13 protein-coding genes and 8 pseudogenes are annotated in these 23,594 nt (G+C 60.1%); 6 read left to right on the top strand and 15 right to left on the bottom strand.

The window, feature by feature from the left end; all coding sequences use genetic code 11:
- Positions 1 to 210: 210 nt before the first annotated feature.
- The 3 genes from EOA60_RS38635 (at position 211) to EOA60_RS37285 (ending at position 1,823) form a co-directional block, all read left to right on the top strand.
- Positions 211 to 309, top strand: coding sequence for a transposase (locus EOA60_RS38635; RefSeq protein WP_245479157.1), 99 nt, complete (start codon positions 211 to 213; stop codon positions 307 to 309).
- A 63-nt stretch (positions 310 to 372) separates the two neighbouring features.
- Positions 373 to 1,449, top strand: coding sequence for an IS4 family transposase (locus EOA60_RS00730; RefSeq protein WP_245479156.1), 1,077 nt, complete (start codon positions 373 to 375; stop codon positions 1,447 to 1,449).
- A 191-nt stretch (positions 1,450 to 1,640) separates the two neighbouring features.
- Positions 1,641 to 1,823, top strand: a complete 183-nt coding sequence (locus tag EOA60_RS37285; protein ID WP_164748148.1) for a hypothetical protein — start codon at positions 1,641 to 1,643, stop codon at positions 1,821 to 1,823.
- A 28-nt stretch (positions 1,824 to 1,851) separates the two neighbouring features.
- Here EOA60_RS37285 and EOA60_RS00720 read toward each other — a convergent pair.
- Positions 1,852 to 2,082: pseudogene (locus EOA60_RS00720) on the bottom strand (transposase domain-containing protein); the annotation flags it as partial.
- Between the two features lie 309 nt (positions 2,083 to 2,391).
- Here EOA60_RS00720 and EOA60_RS00715 point away from each other — a divergent pair.
- Together EOA60_RS00715 and EOA60_RS00710 are read left to right on the top strand one after the other, a co-directional pair.
- Positions 2,392 to 2,577 carry a hypothetical protein gene (locus tag EOA60_RS00715; RefSeq protein WP_127334805.1) on the top strand — a complete coding sequence of 62 codons (186 nt, stop codon included), beginning with the start codon at positions 2,392 to 2,394 and terminating at the stop codon, positions 2,575 to 2,577.
- Positions 2,564 to 3,943 (top strand): annotated as a pseudogene (locus EOA60_RS00710) (recombinase family protein); the annotation flags it as partial. The gene EOA60_RS00715 and the pseudogene EOA60_RS00710, both read left to right, overlap by 14 nt.
- A 61-nt stretch (positions 3,944 to 4,004) precedes the next feature.
- On the opposite strand, the pseudogene EOA60_RS00705 reads toward EOA60_RS00710, so the two are convergent.
- The 6 genes and pseudogenes from EOA60_RS00705 to EOA60_RS00680 all read right to left on the bottom strand — a co-directional run.
- Positions 4,005 to 4,274 (bottom strand): annotated as a pseudogene (locus EOA60_RS00705) (transposase); the annotation flags it as partial.
- A gap of 318 nt (positions 4,275 to 4,592) precedes the next feature.
- Positions 4,593 to 4,872: pseudogene (locus EOA60_RS00700) on the bottom strand (transposase); the annotation flags it as partial.
- Positions 4,873 to 4,966: 94 nt separating this feature from the next.
- Positions 4,967 to 5,495, bottom strand: a pseudogene (locus EOA60_RS00695) (transposase); the annotation flags it as partial.
- 225 nt (positions 5,496 to 5,720) lie between these two features.
- A complete protein-coding gene (locus EOA60_RS00690) occupies positions 5,721 to 6,185 on the bottom strand; it encodes an Lrp/AsnC family transcriptional regulator (protein ID WP_127334804.1) in 465 nt (154 codons plus the stop codon).
- Between the two features lie 2,532 nt (positions 6,186 to 8,717).
- The gene (gene purD, locus EOA60_RS00685; RefSeq protein ID WP_127334803.1) at positions 8,718 to 10,127 is read right to left on the bottom strand and encodes a phosphoribosylamine--glycine ligase; all 1,410 of its coding nucleotides are present in this window, start codon (positions 10,125 to 10,127) and stop codon (positions 8,718 to 8,720) included.
- Between the two features lie 665 nt (positions 10,128 to 10,792).
- Positions 10,793 to 11,942, bottom strand: a pseudogene (locus EOA60_RS00680) (IS110 family transposase).
- A 113-nt stretch (positions 11,943 to 12,055) separates the two neighbouring features.
- Between EOA60_RS00680 and EOA60_RS00675 the strand changes: the two are divergent.
- Positions 12,056 to 13,055: pseudogene (locus tag EOA60_RS00675) on the top strand (IS481 family transposase).
- Between the two features lie 450 nt (positions 13,056 to 13,505).
- On the opposite strand, the gene EOA60_RS00670 reads toward EOA60_RS00675, so the two are convergent.
- The 8 genes and pseudogenes from EOA60_RS00670 to EOA60_RS38630 all read right to left on the bottom strand — a co-directional run.
- Positions 13,506 to 15,080, bottom strand: a complete 1,575-nt coding sequence (locus EOA60_RS00670; RefSeq protein WP_127334802.1) for a D-aminopeptidase — start codon at positions 15,078 to 15,080, stop codon at positions 13,506 to 13,508.
- A 1,479-nt stretch (positions 15,081 to 16,559) separates the two neighbouring features.
- Positions 16,560 to 16,823 carry a hypothetical protein gene (locus EOA60_RS00665; RefSeq protein ID WP_127334801.1) on the bottom strand — a complete coding sequence of 88 codons (264 nt, stop codon included), beginning with the start codon at positions 16,821 to 16,823 and terminating at the stop codon, positions 16,560 to 16,562.
- Between the two features lie 531 nt (positions 16,824 to 17,354).
- Positions 17,355 to 18,350: an ABC transporter ATP-binding protein gene (locus tag EOA60_RS00660; protein WP_127334800.1), complete on the bottom strand. Its 996-nt coding sequence runs from the start codon at positions 18,348 to 18,350 to the stop codon at positions 17,355 to 17,357.
- Positions 18,343 to 19,353 (bottom strand): ABC transporter ATP-binding protein, encoded by a 1,011-nt coding sequence (locus EOA60_RS00655; RefSeq protein WP_127334799.1) that lies wholly within the window; start codon positions 19,351 to 19,353, stop codon positions 18,343 to 18,345. Before EOA60_RS00655 ends, EOA60_RS00660 begins: the two co-directional genes overlap by 8 nt.
- Entirely contained in the window at positions 19,350 to 20,282 is a 933-nt protein-coding gene (locus EOA60_RS00650) for an ABC transporter permease (RefSeq protein WP_127334798.1), read from the bottom strand. Before EOA60_RS00650 ends, EOA60_RS00655 begins: the two co-directional genes overlap by 4 nt.
- Entirely contained in the window at positions 20,279 to 21,256 is a 978-nt protein-coding gene (locus EOA60_RS00645) for an ABC transporter permease (RefSeq protein WP_127334797.1), read from the bottom strand. The genes EOA60_RS00650 and EOA60_RS00645 overlap by 4 nt, the downstream gene beginning before the upstream one ends.
- A 28-nt stretch (positions 21,257 to 21,284) precedes the next feature.
- Entirely contained in the window at positions 21,285 to 22,952 is a 1,668-nt protein-coding gene (locus EOA60_RS00640) for an ABC transporter substrate-binding protein (protein WP_127334796.1), read from the bottom strand.
- 149 nt (positions 22,953 to 23,101) lie between these two features.
- Positions 23,102 to 23,594: pseudogene (locus EOA60_RS38630) on the bottom strand (hypothetical protein); the annotation flags it as partial.

The raw sequence follows: 23,594 nt of genomic DNA, 5'->3' as shown, positions 1-23,594 counted from the left end.
GTCCGGTGAAGCTTCTGATTACCCACATCGTCGGCGGCCTATTGCCCGTATGAATCTGCCGTGATTCTGTCCGTGACGCCGAATCACGGAGGCGTCACGGATGCAAGACGAGACCAGCAGCAGCGAGAGCGCTTGGCAGGAGGAAGAGCTTTCTGCGGCGGCCCTTCCGACAAGCGTCTGGCCCGTCGGCTGCAACGGTTGCTGGATCAGATGTCAGTTGCGCCGGGCAAGCCAATCCCGGCGGCCTGCGGCGACTGGGCGGCAGCGAAGGCGGCCTACCGCTTCTTTGACAATCCGCGTGTGACATAACATAGCGTTCTCGCCGGCCATTTCGCGGCGACTGCGGCGCGCGTTGCGGCGAGCGAAGGTCCGATCCTTATCCTGCAGGACACGACCGAATTTATCTACAGCCGCGCGCAGCCGGGCAAAATCGGATTCACCAAAACCATCAATGCCGGGCGCTACAAGGCCGGGCAGCCCAACGTGCTGACCTTGTGCGGGGTGCTGATGCATTCGAGCCTGGCCGTCACCCTCACCGGCATACCCCTCGGTCTGACGGCGGCGAAGTTCTGGACACGAACGAAGTTCAAGGGAACGCTCGCGCTCAAGCGGCACATCAATCCCACGCGCGTGCCGATCGAGACGAAGGAGAGCTACCGCTGGCTGGAGAACCTGCGCCAGTCCATCGCGCTCGTTGGCGCGCCCGAGCGCTGCGTGCATGTGGGTGACCGGGAGAGCGACATCTACGAGCTCTATTGCACCGCGCAGGACCTAGGTACCAGCTTCCTCGTGCGGGTGCAGACGAACAGGCTGGCAGAGCGGCCTGCCGATGCTGCCTCACACGATCCTGCTCATCGCGTCTTTGCCCAACTTGCGGCGGCGCCTTGGGCGGGACGTCATCGCATTACGGTTGATCAGGACGAGACGACCTGGCTGCAGGTGAAGTTCGCCGCCATCAACACCTTGCCGCCTGCGGGCAACCAGAAGCGATACAGTCCGCAGGTTATGACTTACATCCACGCCCTCGAAGAGAATCCGCCGCCCGGTCGCGAGCCGATCGACTGGAAGCTGGTGACCAACTTACCGGTCGAAGATCTCTCCGTGGCGGTCGAGAAGCTCGGCTGGCACGCCCTGCGCTGGAAGGCGGAGGTGTTCCACAAGGTCATGAGGTCCGGCTGCCGTGCCGAGGAGGCGAGGCTCGAGACCGCCGAGAGGCTGGCGAAGTTCCTCGCCCTCATCGCGGTGGTCAGCTGGCGCATATTCTTCGTCACTATGTCGGCGCGCGCCAAGCCAGACGCCGCGCCCCACAGCGTTCTCACCTTCGCCGAGATCACTGCGCTCGACCGGATCGACGCGTCCCGAACGCGACCGCGCCTCCAACGGCCCACGCTCGCCGCTTACCTGCTGCGAATCGCCATGCTTGGCGGGCTATCTCGCCCGCAACGATGACCCGCCTCCCGGCAACATGGTCGTCTGGCGCGGCATGACCCGCTTGCACGACATCGCCTTCGGCATCTCCATTGGATCAAGCCGGCGATGTGGGTAATCAGAAGCCGGTGAAGACCGCAGACGTGCGTATCTGGGGGCCGTGAGGACCTGAGCACCGGAGTGCTGGGTCAAGTTTTTGATGGGGAGACGCGATGATATTCTTCGAGGAGGAGTTTGACCTCTTCGATGCCGTCATCGGTGAAGGCCAAGATTCCGTCGTCATCGTTGGCGCCGTACACCAGGATGACGCCGTCCTCCGGCTCGAGACCGAGGGTCAAGTCGTGGATGAGCGCTTCGCTGACGCCGAGGTCCTGGCGACACGTTCGACGGTGTAGACGTGATGCACCTTATTGCGCTGCATGATCAGGCCGCCGCTGGTTGGGTCCGCAATTTTGCGGATCTCCAATTCCACGGCAGCAAATCATCGATCCGATGGGCCGGATAGGCGGGCAGTCGGGCGAGGACGTAGGCGAGCCAGGCCTGCGGGTCGATATCGTTCATCTTGGCGCTGACGATCATGCTGTAGAGAATGGCCGCGCGCCGTCCGCCGCGATCGGAACCCCAGAACAGCCAGGACTTTCTGCCGAGAGCAATCTCGGGGTCATTCTGCCCATGTTGGGCAGGAGGTCGAAGTCCATTATCGCTGGCATCGGTATTTCGGACGCCGGCTTCGCTGCGAGAACAGCGAAGAACGCGCCAATGGTCGGATCATTCATCTCGTCATCGTGCCTGGGCATGTCATTACCGCTCCGGCCTGGATGATAGATCCCGTGGCGTGCGCAGCAGTGGATCTGGAATCCCCGCGCGCGTCGCTTGCTGCACTGCTTGAACTGAACAAGCTCTTGATCCAGCGCCGTTTCCGGCGAGGCTCTCCGGATGGTTTCATCATCGGGGAGACGCAAAATGAGAACCTTGCCGCCACCGACACGATCTCTCGTGATCGTTCGCCAGCTCAGCATGCCGCTCGACTCGCACAAGCTGGTAGGGCTGAGCGCAGCGCAACGAACGATCGTGATCGCCCGGCTCGCCAATGTGCTGATAGCCGCCACCGGCATCGTGACGGAGGAGAGCCGCGATGACGAGCAGTAATCTGATTCCGGCCACCATCCTCAAGCGCAAGGCCGTCGTCTATGTACGTCAGTCCACGCAGGCGCAAGTGCAGCTCAATCTTGAGAGCCAGCGTCGGCAATATGAGCTGGTCGACGTCGCGCGGCGCTGGGGATTCCGCAAGGTTGAGGTGATCGACGATGACTTGGGACGCACCGCAAGTGGAGCTGTGGAACGTCCTGGTTTCGAGCGCCTGGTCGACGATCTGTGCACCGGTCATGTGGGCGCTGTGCTTTGCCTGGAGGCGTCCCGCCTGTCTCGCAACGGACCGGACTGGCATCGGCTGCTCGAGTTGTGCGGCGAAGTCGATGCACGGGTGATCGATCTGGACGGAGTCTACGATCCGGGGCTGCCGAACGATCGCCTGCTGCTCGGCATGAAGGGGAGCATAAGCGAGTTCGAACTCGGGGTGCTGCGTGCTCGCATGTACGAAGCTGCCCGCGCCAAGGCACAGCGCGGCGAACTGCGCATCTCTGTGCCCTTCGGCTACGTCTGGCACCGGGATTACGGTCTAGGGTTCGATCCCGATATACGCCTGCAGGAGACCATTCGCCTGATATTCGCGCGTTTCCGCGAACTCGGCAGTGCGCGCCAGGTCCTGATCTCGATGATCGACGATGGCGTGCATTTCCCCCGACCCTCCGACGGCAAGAAGATGGTGTCTTTCGCCTGGGTTCCGGTCCGCTACCGCAACGTGATCTCCGTCCTGAAGAACCCGTTCTACGCCGGCGCTTATGTCTATGGTAAGAGCGAGAAGCGCACCGAGATCGTGGATGGCCGCGTCCGCAAGAGCTATGGTCATTACAAGCCGGCCAGCGATTGGGCGGTGGTGCTCAAGGAGCATCACGAAGGCTATATTGGATGGAACGAGTACGAACGGAACCAGGAACTTCTCGCCGCCAACGCCTATGGCAAAGCCGGCGGCGTCAAGTCGGGCCGCGGTGGTCGCGCGTTGCTCCCGGGTCTTCTCTCCTGTGGTCGATGCGGACGAAGACTGGTTGTCACGTATGCCGGACGTGGCCAAGGCTACCCGGTCTATCGTTGCGAGCGGGGCAACACCATGATGGCGCAGGCGCGATGCATGTCGTTCAACGGCTTTCGCACCGACGCGGCGGTGGCCCGCGAAGCCTTGGAGGCGGTTGCGCCGATGGCAATCGAGGCGGCGTTGGAGGCTGAACAGATGCAGCTGGAGAGCGAAGCCAGGCGGCGGCAGATGATCGAGATGGACCTGCAGCAGGCACGCTATGAGGCATCGCTCGCCGAGCGCCGCTATGCCGCCTGCGACCCGGAGAACCGGCTTATAGCGGCCCAACTCGAGAGGAACTGGGAAGCTACGCTCAGGCGCGTGGAGACCTGCGAGGCCCGGCTCAGCGAAGTCCAGCGTATGGAGCCTGTCGACGCGACAGGGCTCGCTCGGCTGTATTGTTGGATAGCAGATCCGCCCATCATCGTGGAACCGGGTGAAGGAGGACCAGCGGCGCAGCATGTAGTTGAAGGCCTTGGTCAGGTCGTGCCCGCGCGAGAGCTTGTCGCGCGTCTCGATCATCCAGCGCTCGAGCTCGGTGACCAGCGGCGCGCTCCGCTCTTAGCGCGCAGCGTGGCGTTGGCCTGGCGACAGGCCGGATCGCGCGCTCGATTTCGAACAGGGCATCGATGCGCTTCACGGCTTCCACCGCTAACCCGGTTTTCTCACCGCAACTGGCGTTAGGCGGTGTTTTGGCCTGGCCAGGCGCCGGCATCGTGTCCCGATCCCGAAGACGAGCGCAATCGGCGCCGCGTGCGTGCGGCGATTTCAGCTTGTGCAATGTATCCTCTGTTGTTGGCGGGAAGTGTTCGCGTCCTGCGGCGTCATCGGGCCGCGGCGCGTATTCGGGCGTGTGCCAGTGCGAATTCGTCGGCATAGGAACACGCCGAAGCCATCGCGACCTTGATGCGGCGCACCGAGACGCGGACCTGTGCGCCGATCTCGCCGCAATCGGAGCGCTTCGGCGCCAGCTTTCCGACAAGAGCGCCAGCACCGGGTCGTGGCGAAGCGTTTCGTGATCGTCGACGTCCTCGTAACCGAGCGCGATTGCCGCGATGCGCTGTCCGACCAGCGTCTGGACACTGTGCACCGTGCAATCCGGATCGCGGTGGTCGATGAAGCAAGCGGCCACCCGGTCGAAAAGGCCGATAGCCCCGTCGGCGTGGCGTCGCCCCACCGTCGAAACCGGCGACAACTTTGTGGTCGTCGAAGCCTTCAAATTCGAGCTGGTCAGAGATACAGTGTGTTTGCATCGGACCCCGTCATTGGATCTGATAACTCTTTGTTGCAAAAATATTTCTCAGATTCTCTGGGCCGATGCACCTCATTTTGAGATATTCAGGCTAGCGGATAGCCGCGATGCTCGGCGACGATGTCGAGTTCCCGGGCGACACGCTCACCCGAGATCGAATTGTCGACGACCGTGGCCAGGCACTCCCGGCTGAAGTCGTCGATGATGCACAGGATCGGAAGCGGCGGCCATCGGTCAGCGTATCGGAGACGAAATCGAGGCTCCAGCGCTGGTTGGCACCCTGCGGGATTCCCATCGGCGCTCTGGTGCCCAATGCCCGCTTGCGGCCCCTCGCTTGAGCACCGTCAGCCGCTCCTCGCGACAGAGCCGATAGAGCTTCTTCCAGTTCACCGCCACGCCTTCGCGCTTCAGGAGCAGGTGCAGCTGACCGTAGCCAAAGCGCCGGCGTTCGGACCGCTTCGCCTCCGACACATCCATGCCGCCATGGTTCGAGCGCCACTTGGAGAAGGTCGCGTCGCTCACACCGTATTTGCGGCACAGTTCCGTCGCCGAAAGCCCCGCCTGGTGCTCCTTCAAATGCCGATGATCTGTTCGTCGTTCGTCGGAAAATCTCGATCGCTTCATTGCCTGTTTCCTCATCCGGACAACAGGCTAACCTCAAAGCGAGGACATTTCAGGGGAGCACGTCACCGATGATCAGAACGCTGCATCGAAATTGCGCTCCGCCCGAGTAACGCCGTCTGATCCAGGCATTGTCGGGCGGCGGGAACAGGAAGGCTTACTGAGGCGAATACTCAAGCGCCCCTTTACACGAAACAAAGTACGACAACCGCGCGGCATAATTGATCTCTACTCGTCAATTGGCAAAGCCAAGGATATCTTAGTCCGATCCATTACAACCATCGTGCTGAATCCTTTTATGTCTGGATTCTCGTAGAAAAATCGCCGCGTAAATGCCTCATATTCCACCATGTCACGCACGGAGATTATAAGAACGAAGTCTGCTTCACCAGTTACATAATACGCGCTCATTATCTCAGGCGTGCGACGGATTGCTTGCTTGAACCGGTCAATGATATCTGAGCGATCGCGCTCAAGGCTTATAGACACGAGAGTGATCAGGGGTCGACCGACGGCTTCTGGCGAAACTATGGCAACATCAGCCTCAATAACACCGGCATCTCGAAGTCGCTTCAGTCGCCGCTGACAAGCGGTGGCCGATAGGCCAGCGAGTTCGCCCAATTCTTCGGTCGTTAAGCGATTGTTGCGTTGCACCGCGACAAGAATCTTTCGGTCAATTCGATCCAGTTCCATTCACTAACTCTGAAAGATTTGGTGGCTATGGGCAGGAACGCTGCGCGAACCCTGTGATATTAGCCCGAAATCGGCGACGATGACAGATAGGCCATAGAATATTACACCGCTCAGCATCAAGGACGTCAAGCGCGCCCAGTGAATGCATCAATGTGTAAGGAGGTGCTTCAGCATTCTCAGAAAGCATGTGCGTCGTCGCGTTGGCACAAGCGCGCTCCCGCCAGTGCCCCGCCCCTTAGAGGGCTGAGTTTGCTCACGTGCAGGCGAGTTAGGAGAGCAATGCCGTTCGGTCGTATTTTGCCTCAGTTTCGTTTAGGAGAACGCCCGGATCTCAGAAATACCAAGGCGGTATGTCTTTAAGACATATGCTCAAATATTGGCCTACAGCTCTTTGGAAACTCAGGACCGTGTACATATTTTAGTAGCATCACGGCTGCCGCTAGCGCGAATTATCCTTTGTTACCGCAGGAAATCGGCGTTTTTGTCCCTGCCTACGCAGGGGACCGCGAATGCTCGTGAGGAGTTGAAGACTCCTAGCGGAATGAGGCCCTGTTTGAGAGTGATATTCGTCCAGCGCTGGCCTTAACGACGAAGTGTCGTTGACGATCATCGTCGCCCGGCCGCTGGTGGGGCCGATCAGCTCCGGGCGCGCCCATACGCACTACAGCGCGCCTGGCAAGCCGATGCAGACGGATGTTGTAGAATAGCGGTGTCGACTCACGATTCCTCCTTTTCACAACCTTCTTCTTTTACCGCCGCGTTCGCCATCGGGAAGTCGCTGCTGCACAAGCAGCTTTCGCCTTTTCGACTCGTCTTGGGATCGGCTGGCCGGGTAGGAGAAGGGGCCCCGTGGTGCCTCCATGGCTCTAGGGGAGGCTGGCATGCAGCTTACCCATCTGAACTCGGGGGCGAGCATGGCCGGCCGGGGCCTTAGTAGTCATCAGATAATCTCGTAGGCTTCCGCGTGGTGGCGAGGGCTGGATATGCTTCCCGCGAGGCGAGGCGATCCTTTGTAGAGGCGCGCAAAGATACGGCGAGCGCGCAGCCGGCCAGGCCGCCTTGAGCAGCACCTAGGTGCGTGACCAGGCCTCTGCTTCGTCATGCTGCCATGATAGGCTGGTCCCTCACTGGCAAAGATAGGCGACAAGCCTCAGTGGATCGCTGAAGCGCCGAATTTGCCACGGCAGCGCTCGCAGCCGCAGTGACTCGAAGCCGGGCAACGTACGGAGGAATGTCGCATTCTAGAGGGCATTAACGGCGACATCCTCCGCCTCCATCACCCGTCAACGCGTGGTTGATTTGGTCAATTAGGCCAAGGTGACGCTTGATGGCCGCGCTCTCATCGAAGGCAATATTTACCCAGCAGTTTGCGCCCGCTGATCCACGGCGGGATCGATCAAGGTGCGGCTGAGGGCGTCTGCGGAACAGAACGCCCCAGCGCGCCAGTCATGAGCTACTCGCCCAGGGCACGGAGGCAACGGTGCCAGACATCACGCAGGCCTTGCAGGCCGCCGCCCCCACAGCACCGGATGAAAACCACCCCTATCGAACGACAGCCAACCTCTCGCACGTCCTTCTCCGGCCACGGCGCGGGTGGTCCCAATCGCGGTTCGCAATCCCGCACGAGCGGCAAGCCGGCGCGGCGAAGAATGCCCTCCCTGCGTGGATCGGTGACAGTGGATTCGGCTGAGACAGCGTGACAGCCGAATTCCATCATGCCGGTCAAGGGCTAGTGCCGCCAGGATTTCCGCCAGTGCCCTTCGGCGATGGTGGAGATCACCGGTGAAACGGCTGCTTCCAGATGCTCGGTTCATGGTTCGTGGGGCGCCGTGTTGCCGTCCAACAGCACCCCCGAAATGTCGCGAAGTCGGGTCGGCCCGGTCGACGGAAGGTAGTCGGGCGCAACCATCGACACAACCGTCGGAATGTGGCAAAATATCCTTTGATGCAGCTTGAGCGCGTCATACCCGCATTCGTCCGCACGCCGGAGTCGAGCCGCTCCTGCAAACGGGTATCGAAGACGGTGCAGTTCGCCGGCAAAGTTGCCGTATCACTCGCGTGCGTTGCGTCATGAAGTTCTTCGTGGCGGAATGACCCTGCCATGAGGCGAATGCGCCCGCCGGAACAGCCTGTGCACATGCACAGGGGACCAAAGACAAATTCCAGTTTGTCAGAGGATTAAGGAGGCCAGCAGCGCTAGGCCTAGTTTTTGGTGCGTACGCCGAGCTATTTTGGATGAGATCATCCGCTCACAACCGTATGCTCACGGACTTCGGAATAAAAGATGTCGAAATGAAGCTCCTCGATGATCTTCTTCCCGACAAGGATCCGACCGCCCTCCCATGCCGTAACTTTGTCCAGCTATCCGGTCAAGGTCGCGCCAGCGAGTGCTACCTCGCGCGTGCCTGAGACCCGTCGCCGGCCAACACCAATCATGTAGGCGGTCTTATGCGCGTCACGCGCATCAAACTCAGCGCAACCATCGGAGCCGAATTTGTGGGTCGTAGACAGTCAGCCGGATGATTACGTGTTTCAGCCAGCCTCTTGGGGAGGCATTTGCAACATTTCGTGCGTGTGCAGAGTTCGTCGCGGATGCCGCATCGCATCAAGGTCGTAGATCACGCCAATGTCGGACCGGTAGGAGATTCCTTCGAAGTGTATCCTCTCGATGTTGGCATACGCATGGTAGATGGCTTGCGTAGAAGTGTCGCCGATGCCCGTCACGTGCAGCACTCGATCGCCGGCAGTAACAAGACGACCCTCGCCATCCCGACGGACATTGGCGAAGAATAGGTGGCAATTACGGCGGTCGAGCGCATCAACTCCAGAAATGGGGAATCCGACTTCGAAATCTCCATATGGCCAGCCTGGGCAGCGGATCTCGCGGCCACCTTCGTTCAATTGCCTCCTTGCGCCTTGTACCGCTACCACATTGCAATAGTATTTATCGTCTGTCTCGAGGGACATAGAGCTAACGGTCCCCTGCAGCACGCTTTCGCAAAGCCGAACGAAATTGGTTTGTATTTTGGGCAGGACAACCTCGGCCTCCGAGTCGCCAAAGCGAACATTGAGCTCAAGGACTTTTATGCCATCGTGGCATAGCATGGCGCCGACAAAGATGAAGCCTGTATATTTTAGGCCTTCTTTCAAGATTGCAACTTGTAGCGGCTCCATGATCCGAGTGTGTATCTCACTGTAAAGAGCCCGGTCGGCGAGAGGGTGCGGGGCGAGCGAACCCATGCCATGGCAGTTGATGCCTTTGTTGCCGTCGTCAGAGCGCTTATAGTCGAGGGCGGCCGGAAACATCAGGAACTCCTTCCCGTCGAAGAGAGCGAAGATTGATATTTCCACCCCCGAGAGACGCTCCTCAATGACGACGCGGCTTCCAGCGCCCTTATGCGTCCGCTCGAGCATGATGTTGTCAACGGCTTGAAGCGCGGACGCCATGTCATCGCAAACATAGACGCCATTACCTTCGAACCGCCCGTCAGCCTTGACGACAACCTCATAGTCGAGCGTGCGAATGTATTGCTTGGCAAGGTCCGCATGATCAAACACTTCGAACTGCGCCGTGTTCACACCGTACTTCTTAAGGAGCGCCTTTGTGAATGCCTTGCTCGCCTCAAGCCGAGTTGCACCACGGTCTGGACCGATTGTTGGGATCCCGCTGGCCTTCAAGAAGTCCACATAGCCGATTGAGAGCGCATCGAAGTGGGAGACAAAGACGAAGTCAATCGCACGGGCTTGGCAAAATCCGACCGCCGATGCAGGATCCATCAACGAAATTTCTGGCACCGTGGAAATACGCTCGCCCATAACAGACGAGTTGCCCGGCCCGTAGAAGACCTGCACGGATGGGTCCGTTCGCTGGAAGAGTTCGGCCAGAGCGTGCCCCCTCCCCGTCGAATCAATGAGCAGCACATTGCGGCTGGGCTTGGTCATGTCTCACTCCGCTGTTGTCCGATGACAAGGGCCTTCCAAGACATGGCCCTTTACTTCGATGATGATGCCTCTCATTGAGTTTTCCAGTGAAGGCATCAGTTCTCCTGCGCCATCACTTATCAGCTCGTGAAACAGATACGGAACTACCCAATAGCATGGTTGACTCTGTGATTCGGCGAGATTTGCGGAGCACGGGAGGGGGCCTAGCTAGAAGCGAGAATGCCGCCCATCCTGCGGGCCGGGGGCAGGCAATCACCAAACCACTTCGCGAACAATGGACGCAGCGGCATCAAATCACCTCGACGAGCGCATTGCCCATGAAAATCTTGTAGGATTCACATCACTAGATGTTTGATCCCGGGCTCACATGACGATGCTGAGGTCAAGAGGTGTGTTAGGAGAGGGCATCGTATTGCTCCCAATTGGTGGCGGAATCCAGAGCTGGGCCCGATTGCGTGACACGGCTCGCTCAATCGAGCCTAATCAAACCCACATACGGTCGCCGCTTGAGACGGCTGCACCAATATCCCGCTTGCGGCGGCAGGGGCCCAGAAGGCGAGACCCGTCTTTGATACGGCATTCTAGCCAGCTGGGATCTCGGTTCGCCTCCTGGATCCGCCGAGGCTGATCAGGCCTCGAGGGATGAGTGTATCGGTGTGATCTCGTCAGACGGCCTTCATGACAGCACCTTCGATGACGACGCCCGCGGTCACGTATTTCCACAGCGCCACGAGCAGCTTCCTTGCAAGGGCGACGATGGTTGTCTTTTTGAGGCGCCCGTGGTTGCGCATCACGCGTTCTGGTAAGCGCTGAGCTCGGTTGATTGCGCAGCCACAGCCAAGCCAACTTGATCATCGTCGTTCGCAGTCGGGGGTTGCCGGCCTTCGAGACGCCTTGCTCGCGCTGGACCAATCCGCTCTGCCAAGGCGTCGGCGCGAGCCCGGCATAGGCGGCGACCTGCCGGCGATTATCGAAGTGCCGGAACAGACCTTCCGAGTAGAGGATGGCGGCACAGTCGGGGTCGATGCCCTTGAGATCGAGCAATGTCGCTGCTGGAGTTTCGGCGACTTCGATTGCCAACAGAGCGTCGCGCTCGGCCTGCACCTCTTTGATTTGGGCTATCACCAGTTCGAGTCGGTCGAGCTCGCGACGGATTTGCCCCTTCAGATGTTCTGGCAGTGCGCGGCCGTCGCCGGTCCTCAATTCCTCAAGCCGATGTCGCCGGTCACGTCCCAGCGGCTCGTAGCCGGTGATGCCCTGAGCAAACAGCAGGCCCTTGATCCGGTTGACATGGCAGGTCCGCTCACCAACCAGAGCCTTGCGTTCACGGCCGATGCGCCGATGGTCCTCCTCCTTGACGCTCGGTACCCTAACCATCGCGCACACGCGCGGCTCGCCTCGTTTGTAGCCGAGCAGCGCACGCACCAACGCCTCACCATCGATCTTGTCGGTCTTGGCACGACGCCGCCGGCGCGACGTGGCAATCGAGGCGGCGTCGACGACATGGCTTTCGATCCCTTCGGCCTCCAGGATTCGATGGATCCAGAAGCCGTCGAGACCCGCCTCCTGAATGACCACAAGCGCAAAGTGCCGGCCGGTGCGCGCCTGTGCCTTGTCCTGAAGCCGGGCAAAGCGTGCCAGCAATCCTGTGATATCGCCGCCGCGGACCGCATGGTTCGACATCTTCTCCCCACTGCCCGGCGACAGCGAAGTGATCAACCAGGTCGATTTACTGAGTTCCAAGGAAACGAAGATCGCGCCAAGATCGGTGCGGATAGCGGCAGGCGCCGCAGATCGATCGGCTACAACAGGCATGATTGGCCTCCACAGAGTTGTTGGTCAGCAACCCACTCTGCCACAGCGCAGGTCGCTATCCACCACCGGTCATGGGATCTTTGATGGAGCATCCTTATCTTCCGAATCAAAGGATGCGCTATGGGCAAGTTCTGCATGGGAGCGCCACAACGACAGAGGCGGTCCGTCGAGCGATACAACATAGTCAAGAGAGCCTGAGGACACTGGCCAGGCGCTACGGGATCAACCAGAAGACGGTTGCGAAGTGGAAGAGGCGAGCTTCGGTCGCCGATCTACCGACTGGTCCGAAGGAACCGAGATCGACGGTGCTCTCGATTGAGGAGGAGGCGGTCATTGTCGCTTTCCGCCGCTACACGCTGCTGCCGCTCGACGACTGCCTCTATGCGCTTCAAGCGACCATCCCGCACCTGACGCGGTCTTCATTGCATCGCTGCCTGCAACGCCATGGCATCGGCCGGCTCCCGGATGTCGAGGGCGACAAACCGGCGAAGAGGAAATTCAAGAGCTACCCGATCGGCTACTTCCACATCGACATTGCCGAGGTCAGGACCGAGCAGGGCAAGCTGCACATGTTCGTCGCTATCAGACCGCACCTCGAAGTTCGCCTTCGTCGAGTAGCACGAGAAGGCTCCCACAGCCGTATCAAGAGACTTTCTACTGCGGTTGATCGCGGCCGTGCCCTACAAGATCCACACCGTGCTTACCGACAATGGCATCCAGTTCACCACCCCCGGTGCCGGTGGCTCGGCGGTGCCGCTGATCAAGGAGGCAATCGCCAATGGCGAGATCTTCCGCGCTCACGCCTTCGAATACGCCTGCGCCAGGAACGACATCGAGCACCGCACGACCAAGGCTAGGCACCCGTGGACCAACGGCCAGGTCGAGAGGATGAACCGAACTATCAAGGACGCCACCGTCAAGCGCTTCTACTATGAGAGCCACGATCAGCTCCGGCAGCATCTCACCGACTTCGTCGCCGCCTACAACTTCGCCCGCAGGCTCAAGATCCTCAAGGGTCTCACACCCTACGAGTTCATCTGCAAGGCGTGGGCGTCACAACCGGAACGCTTCAAACTCAATCCGCTCCAGCAAATGCCGGGACCAAACATCTAGTAACTGAAAACGGCAGTGAGAATGCAGCCGAGGCGATCCCCCCGGTGCCGAACGTCAGGTGCTAGACGGCCTTTTGATCGACGTAGTGCCCGGGTGGCGCTGATCGCCCCGTCCGGTTCGGGCAAAACGACGATCCTATGGACCTTGATGACGCGTACCGATCAATAGCCGTCACACCTAATTGATGGTGAGCAGCTCTACGACATGGGGCGTGACGACCAACTTGTTGCCGCAAATGAGCACTACCGGTCTCGTTCCAATCGCTCAACCTCTTTCCGCTTGTGTGCGTCGTCGACAACGTCACGTTGGCAGCCGATTCTCAGCGGTGGCGCGCATATTGGAATTGCGGCCGACAGACTGCGCAATTGCGGACTACCAAGATGCAATCTCGTCCCCGTACCCAAAAGTCTGGTCCAGCCCGTCAACGAGGTTTATCTCTGGAATGTTCTGCTATTGTTTCTTGAAGACGACGTCCCGCGCCAGCCAGCACCCAATGCTCAACGCTTGGGCTCCCTCCAGGGATGAGACCCGGATTGTCCAATCGCCGGGCGGCGGCGCATCGAGCGAGCGATGGCAGGCGAGCCGCCAGACTCCCCGGCCAGCGGGAGCCATTGGAAACAAAGGCCCGCGCCCCAACATTCCGCAGAAGCCGCCGAACCAGTTCCCGCCGGCATTAACGATCTCCAGCTGGCTCTCAAGCTCGTCCGACCTATAAATTGCGTCGATTGCCTCGTCACAGCCACCGCCCTTGCCATAGCATTGGGCCAGCGGCCTAGCGAGCGTGTGGATCGCATCACGTGGCCGCTCAATGCGCAGCGCGCCTGCCTCTCGGGACAGGGTCATATCGAGTCCTCGCGCCAGGCCGTCCGAGCCAACGGAGAGGATCTCGGCGCCGCCGTCATAGCTAGCTGAAATGGTGCCGTCCGGGTTGGCGGCGACATCGAGGAGCAGGCCGATCTCCTCGTCAAGCCATTGGCCAAGATAGCGCTTGGCCAGGGCCGGATCGGACGGCTCTGGCGCAAAGCTCTCGCCCAGAGCGGCAGCGAGCAAGTGCATCGCGGCATCCTGGCTGTCGCTCTCGTGGTTAAAGGCAATCGCCACCGACAGGCGCTCCTGGGGCAGCCAGAAGCGTTGCAGGCGCCAGCCGCGGATGGCGCCGCCATGGCCGGTCATGAAGCGCCCCCACCGCGTCTTTCGCGCCAACCCGAGGCCATAGTAGGCCGGGCTGCCATCCCGAAAACTCACGGGGCGTGACAGTCGCTGATAGATTCCACCTACATTGTCCCGCGTCCGGTCGATGAAGCGCTCCCAGGCTATCAAGTCGTCGATCGAGGCGCAGATCCCGGCATCGCCCTTCCAGTGGATCCGGTTGATGCCCGGGCGCCAGCCGGTGGCGAGTGTGCCTTCATAGCCGACAGCATCGCCGGGTAGTTGACCGGTCTCGGGCATGAAGACGGCAGTCTCCAGGCCGGCCGGGCGGACGACACGCTCGGTAACGAGATCGCCGAAATCTTTGCTGGTGCGCTCCTCGAGCGCCACGGCCAACATGCGGAAATTGCCATTGGAGTAGGAATAGCGGGTGCCCGGCGCGAAATGCAGGCTGCGGGTCTGACCGATGAGCCGCGCCGAATCCTCGGGCCGGAAGTCGCCTTCCGGCATGGCGCCCGACAACATCGCAAGGGCCCAGTAGTCGCGCAAGCCCGACTGGTTGTTGGCGAGATCCAGTGTGGTTGGCCTGGCGCCCTTCAAGCGCGGCAGTTGGGCGCCGATCGCAGCGTCGAGCGCCGACGGATCGGGCACGACTTCGAGAAGCGTAGCGCAGGTGAACTGTTTTGAGATCGAGCAGATCGGCGCGATAGTTTTTGCGGTATACGGTGAGCGCGTCTCAAGATTGGCGAAGCCCCAAGCGTGGCGGACGATCGGCTCGCCATCCTTGACAAGGGCGACGGCGCCGCCCGGCCCCGGATAGCGCCGCGGCAGGCCCTCGACGGCACGATCGAGAGCATTGGCGTCAACTGCTCGCATTGGGGTTTTTCGCACGGGCTAGCAGTCGTAAGCCTGCTGGCAGGCTTGCATCGCGGCTCCGTCACGATCGTCTCCACACGCCGGCCATACCGAGCTGGCGCTCATTAATACCAGCTTGGAAACAAGATCAGGACGCTCGATAGCGACCCGCGCCGAGACGAATGCCCCCTCTGACTGGCCGACTAGCGTGCTCTGCTTCATACTCACCGCCTCAAGGAAGCCAATACATGATCCACACGACAGAGCCGGTTGATATATTTGCGATCAGCAGTGTCGTCCGTCCCGCCGAAGTGCAGCTGACCAACCGCGCTCAACCTAAATTAATCTCGATAGCCCGTTCAGCTGCCGAACAGAGGCAGCCTTTCCCTCTGCGCGCTAGCCGGCACAATGTAGACATACAATCGGTTTGAACCGTTCTCACAAGATGACGTTGCCTCGCCACCGACGGATGTGTGGTATTCAGTATCATTGGTTCCTCAGCAAAGCGAACGAGTCACGTCGGCTTGGAAACAGTGGAGGCGAATCCCTGGTGCCCGGGTGGCAATGTAACAGTGCGAAGGGGCCTCTTTGCGCTAAGTTCAAATCTGTTGACGCAGGAATTCGACGTTTTCTCGCAGCCTACGCACAGAAGGCACGGTACCCCGAGGAAAGGCGTAATCGGGGTAGCGTGTTGCGTTGAATGCACCGGCCGGATGAGAAGGTTGTACCAAAATCAGTGTGACATGCAGTTTTGGTCACAGGGCTGCCGAATGCCAAATTCGTAGATGCGACGGTGCTCTTAAACTCGCAGCGAGCGGTCAAGAGTCCGCTGGTACTCGTATATATGCGCAGGGCGGGGCAGATCGTGACCCTTGGGCGCATCTTGGAAAGGATGGAACCCGGAATGCGCCCAAGCGTGACGTTGTTGCACAAATCTATGTTGCAGCCATTCGGGGATCCCCAGAGTTCGGAGGCGATTACCTGTCCAACGTTCTGGTGCTTTCGTCAGGCGCCGATTTAGCGGCGTGCCACCTCACCTGGGACGATTAATCTTTCCGGAACAACGATCGCCCGGTGTGTACAAGCGCGACCATGTCCCGACGTCCCAGACATACTGCCTGGGCAAGGTGCCTCAGCATTTCTTGGATGCGGAGCGGGCCACTCTTGAGGGTTATGGAAGCGGACCTCAACGTTGCCAAGCCAAGCGAAACTTGTGAAGACGGGACCGTAGCATTCTTCAATGTCCTCGAAACACCGCCGGCCTTCACCGCCTGCACGATTTCCGCCGGGCCGGCGACTTTCATGATCTTGGCGTCGAGGACGCCGAGGCTGCATGAGCTCGATTTCGTTGCAGCCTGCGGCCGCCGCGGGTTCGGGCGCTTACTTCACCATACAGGAGTTCACTGACAAAGACCACAGCGTCAAGCTGGGTCCCGGTCCGCAGCAGATATTATTCGGGCCTCGCCTTCCTGCCCAACCAGCAGGCGGAGGTTGATGCCTTCAACGCTGTACTGAAAAACTATATCGGTTCAGACGAGATGATGCCTGCTCCAGTACGTGCACGGACTTTTTTGAAGTCCAGCCGTGGCCGCGAAGCAAGGCGCTCAAGGCGCGGCTGACCCGCACCAACTGCTCGGCTGTGCGCTGACCGAGGAGCGCAAGGACATCACACTGAACGAGATGGTCGAGCGGCTCGTCGCCAGCGACCACCTCGCTGATCCGCCTTTTAATAAGTTCACTCACATCGAGCATCAGCGTACGCATACTGCATCGCAGTTCTGCTGTCTGGGCGATGGCACTCCTTGCGTGGTGCCAGACCGTTCTTAAAGCGTAAATCCCCGGCAATCCAAGGGATCGACGTTCTGCGCAAAGACTCGCTGCAAGGCCACAAGAAGCCGGGCGCCCACTAGGATTGTGTCGATGCTTGCATGCAGCATCCCGGCATGGCCGCCGCGGCCTTCGATTTTGATCTCGATGCTGTCCGTTGCCGCCAGAAGAGGGCCTCGACAAATACCAAAGGCACCACGGCAAGGCTGGAAGGGTGTGCAAGCCATAGACCTGTTCAATACCGAAGCATCAGGCCGTCCTTGACCGCACCCATACCAATCTCTTCCGCAGGTTGGAAGATCAAGGCTACAGTGCCGGCAAAGTTCCGAGTTTCTGTAGGGTAGCGCGCCGCCCCAACAGCATCGCGGTATGGCCGTCGTGGCCACAAGGGCAGACGGTCGGCCTCGTACTCCGCGCAGGTGCCCAGCCAAACAGACCGGGCACTCCTGCAAAGGCCGCATGGGATCTTCACTCGGTAAGCCAGCAAGCGGACATGTGCTGTGGTCCCACTTCTACGGCGGGCGGCTCTTCCTGCCGGCAGCGATCCACGGCTAGCGGGCAACGAGGATGGAAGCGGCAACCTGTCGGTACGCGGGCGGCACTTGGGACCTCGCCTTGCAAGGCGGGAAGTTCGGCGCGATTTGCGTTGGTATCGATCTGCGGTGTCGCGTTGCGCAGCGCAACAGTGTAGGGATGCTTCGGGTTGAAGGTGATCTCGTCGGCACTGCCGATCTCAACCAATCGGCCGAGATACAATACCGCAATCCGATCGGCGATCATCCAAGCGACAGGTAGGTCGTGAGTAATGAAGAGGAGCGCCGTGTTGTGCTGCTGGCGGAGCTCGACCAGTACCTGAAGAATTTGGGCGCGGATCGAGACATCGAGCATAGAAACCGGCTCGTCGGCAACGATCAGATCTGGCTTCACGGCAAGGGCCCCAGCGATCACCACACGCTGCCGCTGGCCGCCGGAGAGCTCGTGGGGAAAGCGAAGGGCATATTCATCGGGTGGATTGAGCCCAGCGGCAGAGAGTGCTTCGCTGACCCGTTTGCTGAGCTGATAATTGTCTCTGACCAGCCGCAGCGACCGCAAGGGCTCGGCCACGATATCGAAAACGGTGTGCCGCGGATTGAGCGCCTGATAGGCATCCTGGAAGATCATTTGCACGCGGTGCCGATAGGGCCGTAAATCCGAAGAGCCGCGCACCGAGGTCATATCCTCGCCGTCAAAGAACAATTTGCCGCCGGTCGGCTGGACGAGCTTGGTGATGACCCGCCCCACCGTCGTCTTGCCACTCCCCGATTCCCCGACCAGGGCGACGGTCTCACCGCGCCCGATGGTGAGGTCGAGCCCGTCCACTGCGCGCACGGCACCTTGCGGGCGCCCCAGGGCACGGTCAAAGAGCCCCCCATGGATCGCAAAATGAACCTGCAGGTTCTCCAGGCGCAGGATGTTGTTAGACATGGGCTGCGACCTTCTGTTCTTCCGTCAAGGACCGGTGGAGGTGGCAGGCCACCTGCCCCCGCCCGACTGGATCGAGCCGGGGATCCTCGGTTGCGCAAACGTCCATGGCAAAAGAGCAGCGTGGGCGGAAGGCGCAGCCCGACGGCCGGTTGAGCAGGGTCGGCGGGTCGCCTGGGATCGGCCGGAGTATTTTCTTGCCCTTGGCGGGATTCGGGATCGATTCGATGAGCAGCTTGGTATAGGGGTGCTTAGGCTCGGTGAAGATATCGGCGACCGTGCCGTCCTCGACGATGCGGCCGGCATACATGATCATCGCGCGATCGCAGGATTCGGCTACGACCGAGAGATCGTGGGTGATCAAAATGAGGGCAAGGTTGAGCTCCGACCGGAGCTTGCTCAAGAGCTTGAGGATCTGAGCCTGGGTGATCACATCCAAGGCTGTCGTCGGCTCGTCGCCAATGATGATGGAGGGCCGACAGGCGAGCGCCATGGCGATCATCACCCGTTGGCGCATGCCGCCCGAAAGCTCGTGGGGAAAGGCGGAGCCGCGATCGGCCGGGATGCCGACCAGTTCGAGGAGCTCCATTGCCCGTGCCCTGGCCTCGTCCCGGGGCATGCCCAGCTTCAGCATACAAGGTTCCGCGATCTGTTTAAGGACGCGGTGAACGGGATTGAGTGCATTCATCGCGCCTTGGAACACGACCGAGGTCTCGCTCCAGCGATGTGGCCGCATCGCCGCATCGTCATCGATCGGCAGCCGCTTGCCGCGATAGCGCACCTCGCCGCTGCTCACCCTCGCATTGGGCGGCAGGAGCCCCGCAATCGACATGGCGGTCGTGGTCTTCCCACTGCCCGATTCCCCGACTAGAGCCACCGCCTCCCCAGCGCGCAACGTGAAGCTTACGTCCTCGATCGCACGCAATGGCATGCCCTTCAGGCCGTAATCGACAGAAAGCGCGTTCACTTCCATGAGGGCAGCCCTAGCCTGGTTGGGATTTATCATGGGATCACCCTCCGGCGCGGGTTAGCGGTGTCGTCGAGGGCATTGCCAATCAGGACAAAGCTAAGTGAAACGATGAGGACGCAGGCGCCCGGCGCTCCCAGGTACCACCAGCCCCCTGCACTGGCAGCGCCAGCATGCTGGGCGAGGAACAACATCGTCCCCCAGGAAGGCTGCAACGGGTCGCCAAGGCCAAGAAACGAGAGCGCCGTCTCGACATAAATCGCATTGGCGACGACCAGTGCGCCATTGGCGGCGATCTGCGGCACGAGATTGGGCAGAATGTGCCGCCCCATGATGAAGAGGTCATTGCTACCCACGACCCGGGCGCGATCGACGAAGGTCCGCTCCCGGAGCGACAGGGTCTGGCTACGCACAATACGGGCAACATAGCCCCAACTGGTCAAGCCGATGACCAGAACGATTACGAAAAGAGAAGGACGGAAACCAAGAATATCTCCGCCACGCCCGATTACTTCCAAAACCACGGGCGTAATAACAAGAGCCAGAACGAAGGACGGAAGGACGAAAAAGAAATCCGTCAAGCGCATCAGCCAGACATCGACCCGGCCGCGATAAAAGCCCGCCATCATGCCGACCGTGGTGCCGACGATGAGGCTGATCACCGTCGCGATCAGCGCGATCGTCAGCGAGATCCGTGCACCATGGATAACCAGATTGAGCACATCGCGCCCGACCTCGTCCGTCCCCAGGAGATGCTCACTCGAGGGTGGCGTGAGAAAATCTCCGGTTGCCGTAATCGCCGTGTGCAGCGGCCCCACGAGCGGACCGGGCACTGCGGCTAGGACCAGAAAGATTGTCAGGGCAAGTACACCAAGCCGTGCACCTTTGTGGTCGAGAAATTGGCGGAGGAAGGCTTTGGTCGCGCGCAGGCGGCTACGCCTACGCAGTTCAATCGGTAACTCGGTCATTGCCGGACTCGTGGATCAAGAAGGCCGTAGGCAATGTCGGCGACGAGGTTGGCGACGATGATTGAGACACCAAGCAGGAGGAATATCCCCTGCAGGGTCGGGTAATCTCGTGCATTCAGCGCCTCGACCGTGAGGCCGCCAATCCCCGGCCAGGCGAAGACCGATTCAACGGTAATCGCGCCTGCGACCACATAGCCGAGATTGAGCGTCACTAGGGTCGCGACCGGCAGCATGGCATTGCGAAAGGCATGGCGCATCAGCATCTGACCACTGGTCAGCCCCTTGGCACGGGCGGTGATCATGTAATCCTCGGTCACGACATCGCTCATGGCGGCTCGTGCAACCACCACGTATTGCCCGATCAGGCCCAAAGCCAAGGTGGAGGCTGGGAGCAGGAGGTGCCGTACATGATCGGCCAACCAGTCCACAAGGCCGAGATCCGAAGCTCCCGGGGAATGGGCGCCGTAACCTGGAAGCCATCCCAAGCCCGTGCTGAAGATCACCACCAAGAGCATGCCAAGCCAAAAGGACGGCGTCGAATAGAGCGTTAGGGAGAGACCCGTTGCGATGTTATCAATAGCGCCGCCCCGGCGCCAGCCGGCGTAAATCCCCAGCATGACCCCGGAGACGATTGCAACCAGCTGGGCAAGGCCGACGAGGGCAATTGTGGCAGGCAGGCGCTGCAAGAGGAGGTCGCCAACACGCTGGCCTCTGTACTTGAAGCTATAGCCGAGATCGCCCTGGAGGGTTGCCGACATATAGTCGGCAACCTGGTCCGGAAACAGCGGCCGGTCAAGGCCCCAGCGCTGGCGCAGGCCCTCAATTTGCTGCTCTGTCACGCCGCCTCTGGCGCCCGACAGAAGAAGCTCTGCGGGATCGCCCGGAATAATCCTGAACAGAACAAAGTTCAGGGTCATCACCATCAGCAGCGTCACAACCGCCCTGAGGAGAATGTTACCAATGCGCCGACTCATGAGACTGTTCTTCCCCTAGCCGGAGGCTCTAGGCCGGCCTCAGACGATCGAACGGGGAGTAGGCCCACATCGACATCATGTCGTCTGTCCCCCAGCCCTCGAAACAATCCTTGCGACGGGCCTCGAGCAAACGGGGGTAGCATAGCACGATGTAAGGCGACTCGGTGTAAATGAGCCGCATTGCCTGATCGATCAGTTCCTGGCGCTTCTTGAGATCGACGGTGACGTCGAGCTCTGAGACAAGCCTGTCGAATTTGTCATTAGTCCAGTACGACGTGTTGGGGCTGCCAATGTGCTTGCTATCACCTATCCAGAGTTGATGCTCTGGCGTTCCCCAGGTCGCTGCAACGAGCAGGTCCCAGCCGCCGCCGCCTTTTATCGGCGCTGCCGTGCGGGCGCTGAGCGAGCCTGAGTCTAGCTGGGTCACCGACACGGGTATACCAATCTGTCCCAACCAGCCCACAATCAGCTGCACGGGTGCAATCGGTATCTCGAGAAGGCCCGAAAATGTTCCTGTAACGAGCTCTAGTTGGAAGCTCTTTCCATCCTTGTCCTCGCGGATACCGTCATCGTTGATATCCTTATATCCGGCGGCATCAAGCCGGCGGCCTGCCTCGGCGAGATCAAAATGGCGCCTGATGTCATCGAGGTCCGAGTAGTAGGCGGTCACCGCCGGGCCTATTACCCCCACGCCCGGGTCGGCGTGCCCCTGCATTGCTCTATCAACAATGGTCTTTTGGTCGATCGCATAGCCGATCGCGTCGCGGAATGCTGGATCCTGCAAGGCTTTGGTGCTGCCTGCCCCTTTTCCAGTGGCTGTATTGAAGGCCAAATAATTCCGCTGCTCGACGGGCGATCGACCGACAACAATGTCGGGATCCTTCGAAAGATCAGCCCATTGAGCAGCGGTTACGCCGGCACCGTAATCGAGGTTACCGCTCTTGAGACCCTGGGCGATGGGATCAGCCGAATTGAAGAAGTTGAAGATCATGCCGGCCGTGGCCGGCTTTCCGGTACGGAAATGCTCATTCGGCGTGAAGCGGGCAAACTGACCCTGCTGGAACTCGGAAACGATCATGGGTCCAGTGCCTACGAGCGGCGGATCATTGCGGAAGGCGCCGCGCGCCTCGGCGTAGCTGATGTCCTTCCAAATATGTTGAGGCACAATCATCACGGCATTATCGATTGGCCATCGAGTGGGGACCTTAGTCACTATTTGCAACTTTTCGTCATCGAGGGCCGTAACAGAGGCGACACTCTCGAGCCCATCAGTGCTGTTATTGCCGCCGTTCAACTCGTCGGGCTTACCCATGGAGTCGCGCAGATAGTTGTAGGTAAACGCAGCGTCCTGAGCTGTTGCAGGCTGGCCGTCCGACCACTTCATGCCCGGCCATATCTTGAAAGTCCACGTTAGGTTGTCGTCGGCAACGGACCACTGCTCGGCAAACCCTTTCCGGTCGGGGTAGCGCTGAGCATCCACGCAGACTAAAAAGTCATAGGTGAACGCTAGCGGCCACCAGTTGCTCCAAGAGGCGAACGGATTCAAAGTATCGGGGGCGACGATTGCGCCGATGCGCACGATGTGATCGCTGCATGATGACGCAGCGAACGCCTTTGATAACATGCTCCAAGGAGCTGCCGATCCCAGCAGCATTGCTTTCAATGCCGTACGGCGAGTGAGTGACCACTTGTCCATCTTCTAATTCCTCCCTAGCGCACGCAATATTTCCTCCATGCGTTCACATGGATGATCATGCGATGTTTCCCCTCGTGTGCACAATCGAGCCTTATTCACTTGAGCGAGCATTTGGCCAATCCCTGATGCAGGATCATTCAATGCTCGCTTCAAAAAAGCCTAGCAGCAAGAACGGATCTATTTTCGCGAATCGGCTCCTCGGAACGCAGAATATCAGCGTTTTTTTCTTGTTGGCGCATAAGAGCGCACTTCACGACGCTCGTGGCAACGTCACGGCCCCAACTCGCGTCAGTCGCACGCGAGACCTGAACTGAGTGCCAGTGGACCGCTGAATCGGGACTCAAGATCGTGGTCGAGTAGCTCAGCCATTCGGCTTTCGCCCTCACAGATCCGGGCGGGCAGATTTCCCGCACCCGGCTCTTCCCGAGGGTAACCCGCGCCATATCCGTGCTTGCGCCCAAGTTCGAGTGATGCGCGGAGTTGGCAGGGGAAGCGCGCGCCGTCAGGGTTTCGAACTTCGACCAGCCCGTGCGCCGGCTTTCTGGCTGCGCCGTTTCAGACACCGTAGCCATATTCGGCGCATTGCCGATGGAATCCGTTGAGCACTGGGTAGTTGTGCGGCCTGCCGTAGTAGCAGTAGTG

It is taken from the genome of Mesorhizobium sp. M1A.F.Ca.IN.020.06.1.1, from assembly GCF_004023265.1.
Taxonomy (GTDB): domain Bacteria; phylum Pseudomonadota; class Alphaproteobacteria; order Rhizobiales; family Rhizobiaceae; genus Mesorhizobium.
The sequence above is the reverse complement of the archived record's forward strand: the minus strand, read 5'-3'. Positions and strand labels throughout refer to the sequence as shown.

What these genes read in the sequence shown, in the direction of transcription:
- EOA60_RS00665 (WP_127334801.1), bottom strand. Translation starts at nt 16,823, where the DNA reads ATGCGTACGCTGATGCTCGATGTGAGTGAACTTATTAAAAGGCGGATC.
- EOA60_RS00655 (WP_127334799.1), bottom strand. Translation starts at nt 19,353, where the DNA reads ATGATAAATCCCAACCAGGCTAGGGCTGCCCTCATGGAAGTGAACGCG.
- EOA60_RS38635 (WP_245479157.1), top strand. Translation starts at nt 211, where the DNA reads ATGTCAGTTGCGCCGGGCAAGCCAATCCCGGCGGCCTGCGGCGACTGG.
- EOA60_RS00640 (WP_127334796.1), bottom strand. Translation starts at nt 22,952, where the DNA reads ATGGACAAGTGGTCACTCACTCGCCGTACGGCATTGAAAGCAATGCTG.
- EOA60_RS00670 (WP_127334802.1), bottom strand. Translation starts at nt 15,080, where the DNA reads ATGCGAGCAGTTGACGCCAATGCTCTCGATCGTGCCGTCGAGGGCCTG.
- EOA60_RS00645 (WP_127334797.1), bottom strand. Translation starts at nt 21,256, where the DNA reads ATGAGTCGGCGCATTGGTAACATTCTCCTCAGGGCGGTTGTGACGCTG.
- EOA60_RS00715 (WP_127334805.1), top strand. Translation starts at nt 2,392, where the DNA reads ATGAGAACCTTGCCGCCACCGACACGATCTCTCGTGATCGTTCGCCAG.
- purD (WP_127334803.1), bottom strand. Translation starts at nt 10,127, where the DNA reads ATGACCAAGCCCAGCCGCAATGTGCTGCTCATTGATTCGACGGGGAGG.
- EOA60_RS00660 (WP_127334800.1), bottom strand. Translation starts at nt 18,350, where the DNA reads ATGTCTAACAACATCCTGCGCCTGGAGAACCTGCAGGTTCATTTTGCG.
- EOA60_RS37285 (WP_164748148.1), top strand. Translation starts at nt 1,641, where the DNA reads ATGATATTCTTCGAGGAGGAGTTTGACCTCTTCGATGCCGTCATCGGT.
- EOA60_RS00690 (WP_127334804.1), bottom strand. Translation starts at nt 6,185, where the DNA reads ATGGAACTGGATCGAATTGACCGAAAGATTCTTGTCGCGGTGCAACGC.
- EOA60_RS00650 (WP_127334798.1), bottom strand. Translation starts at nt 20,282, where the DNA reads ATGACCGAGTTACCGATTGAACTGCGTAGGCGTAGCCGCCTGCGCGCG.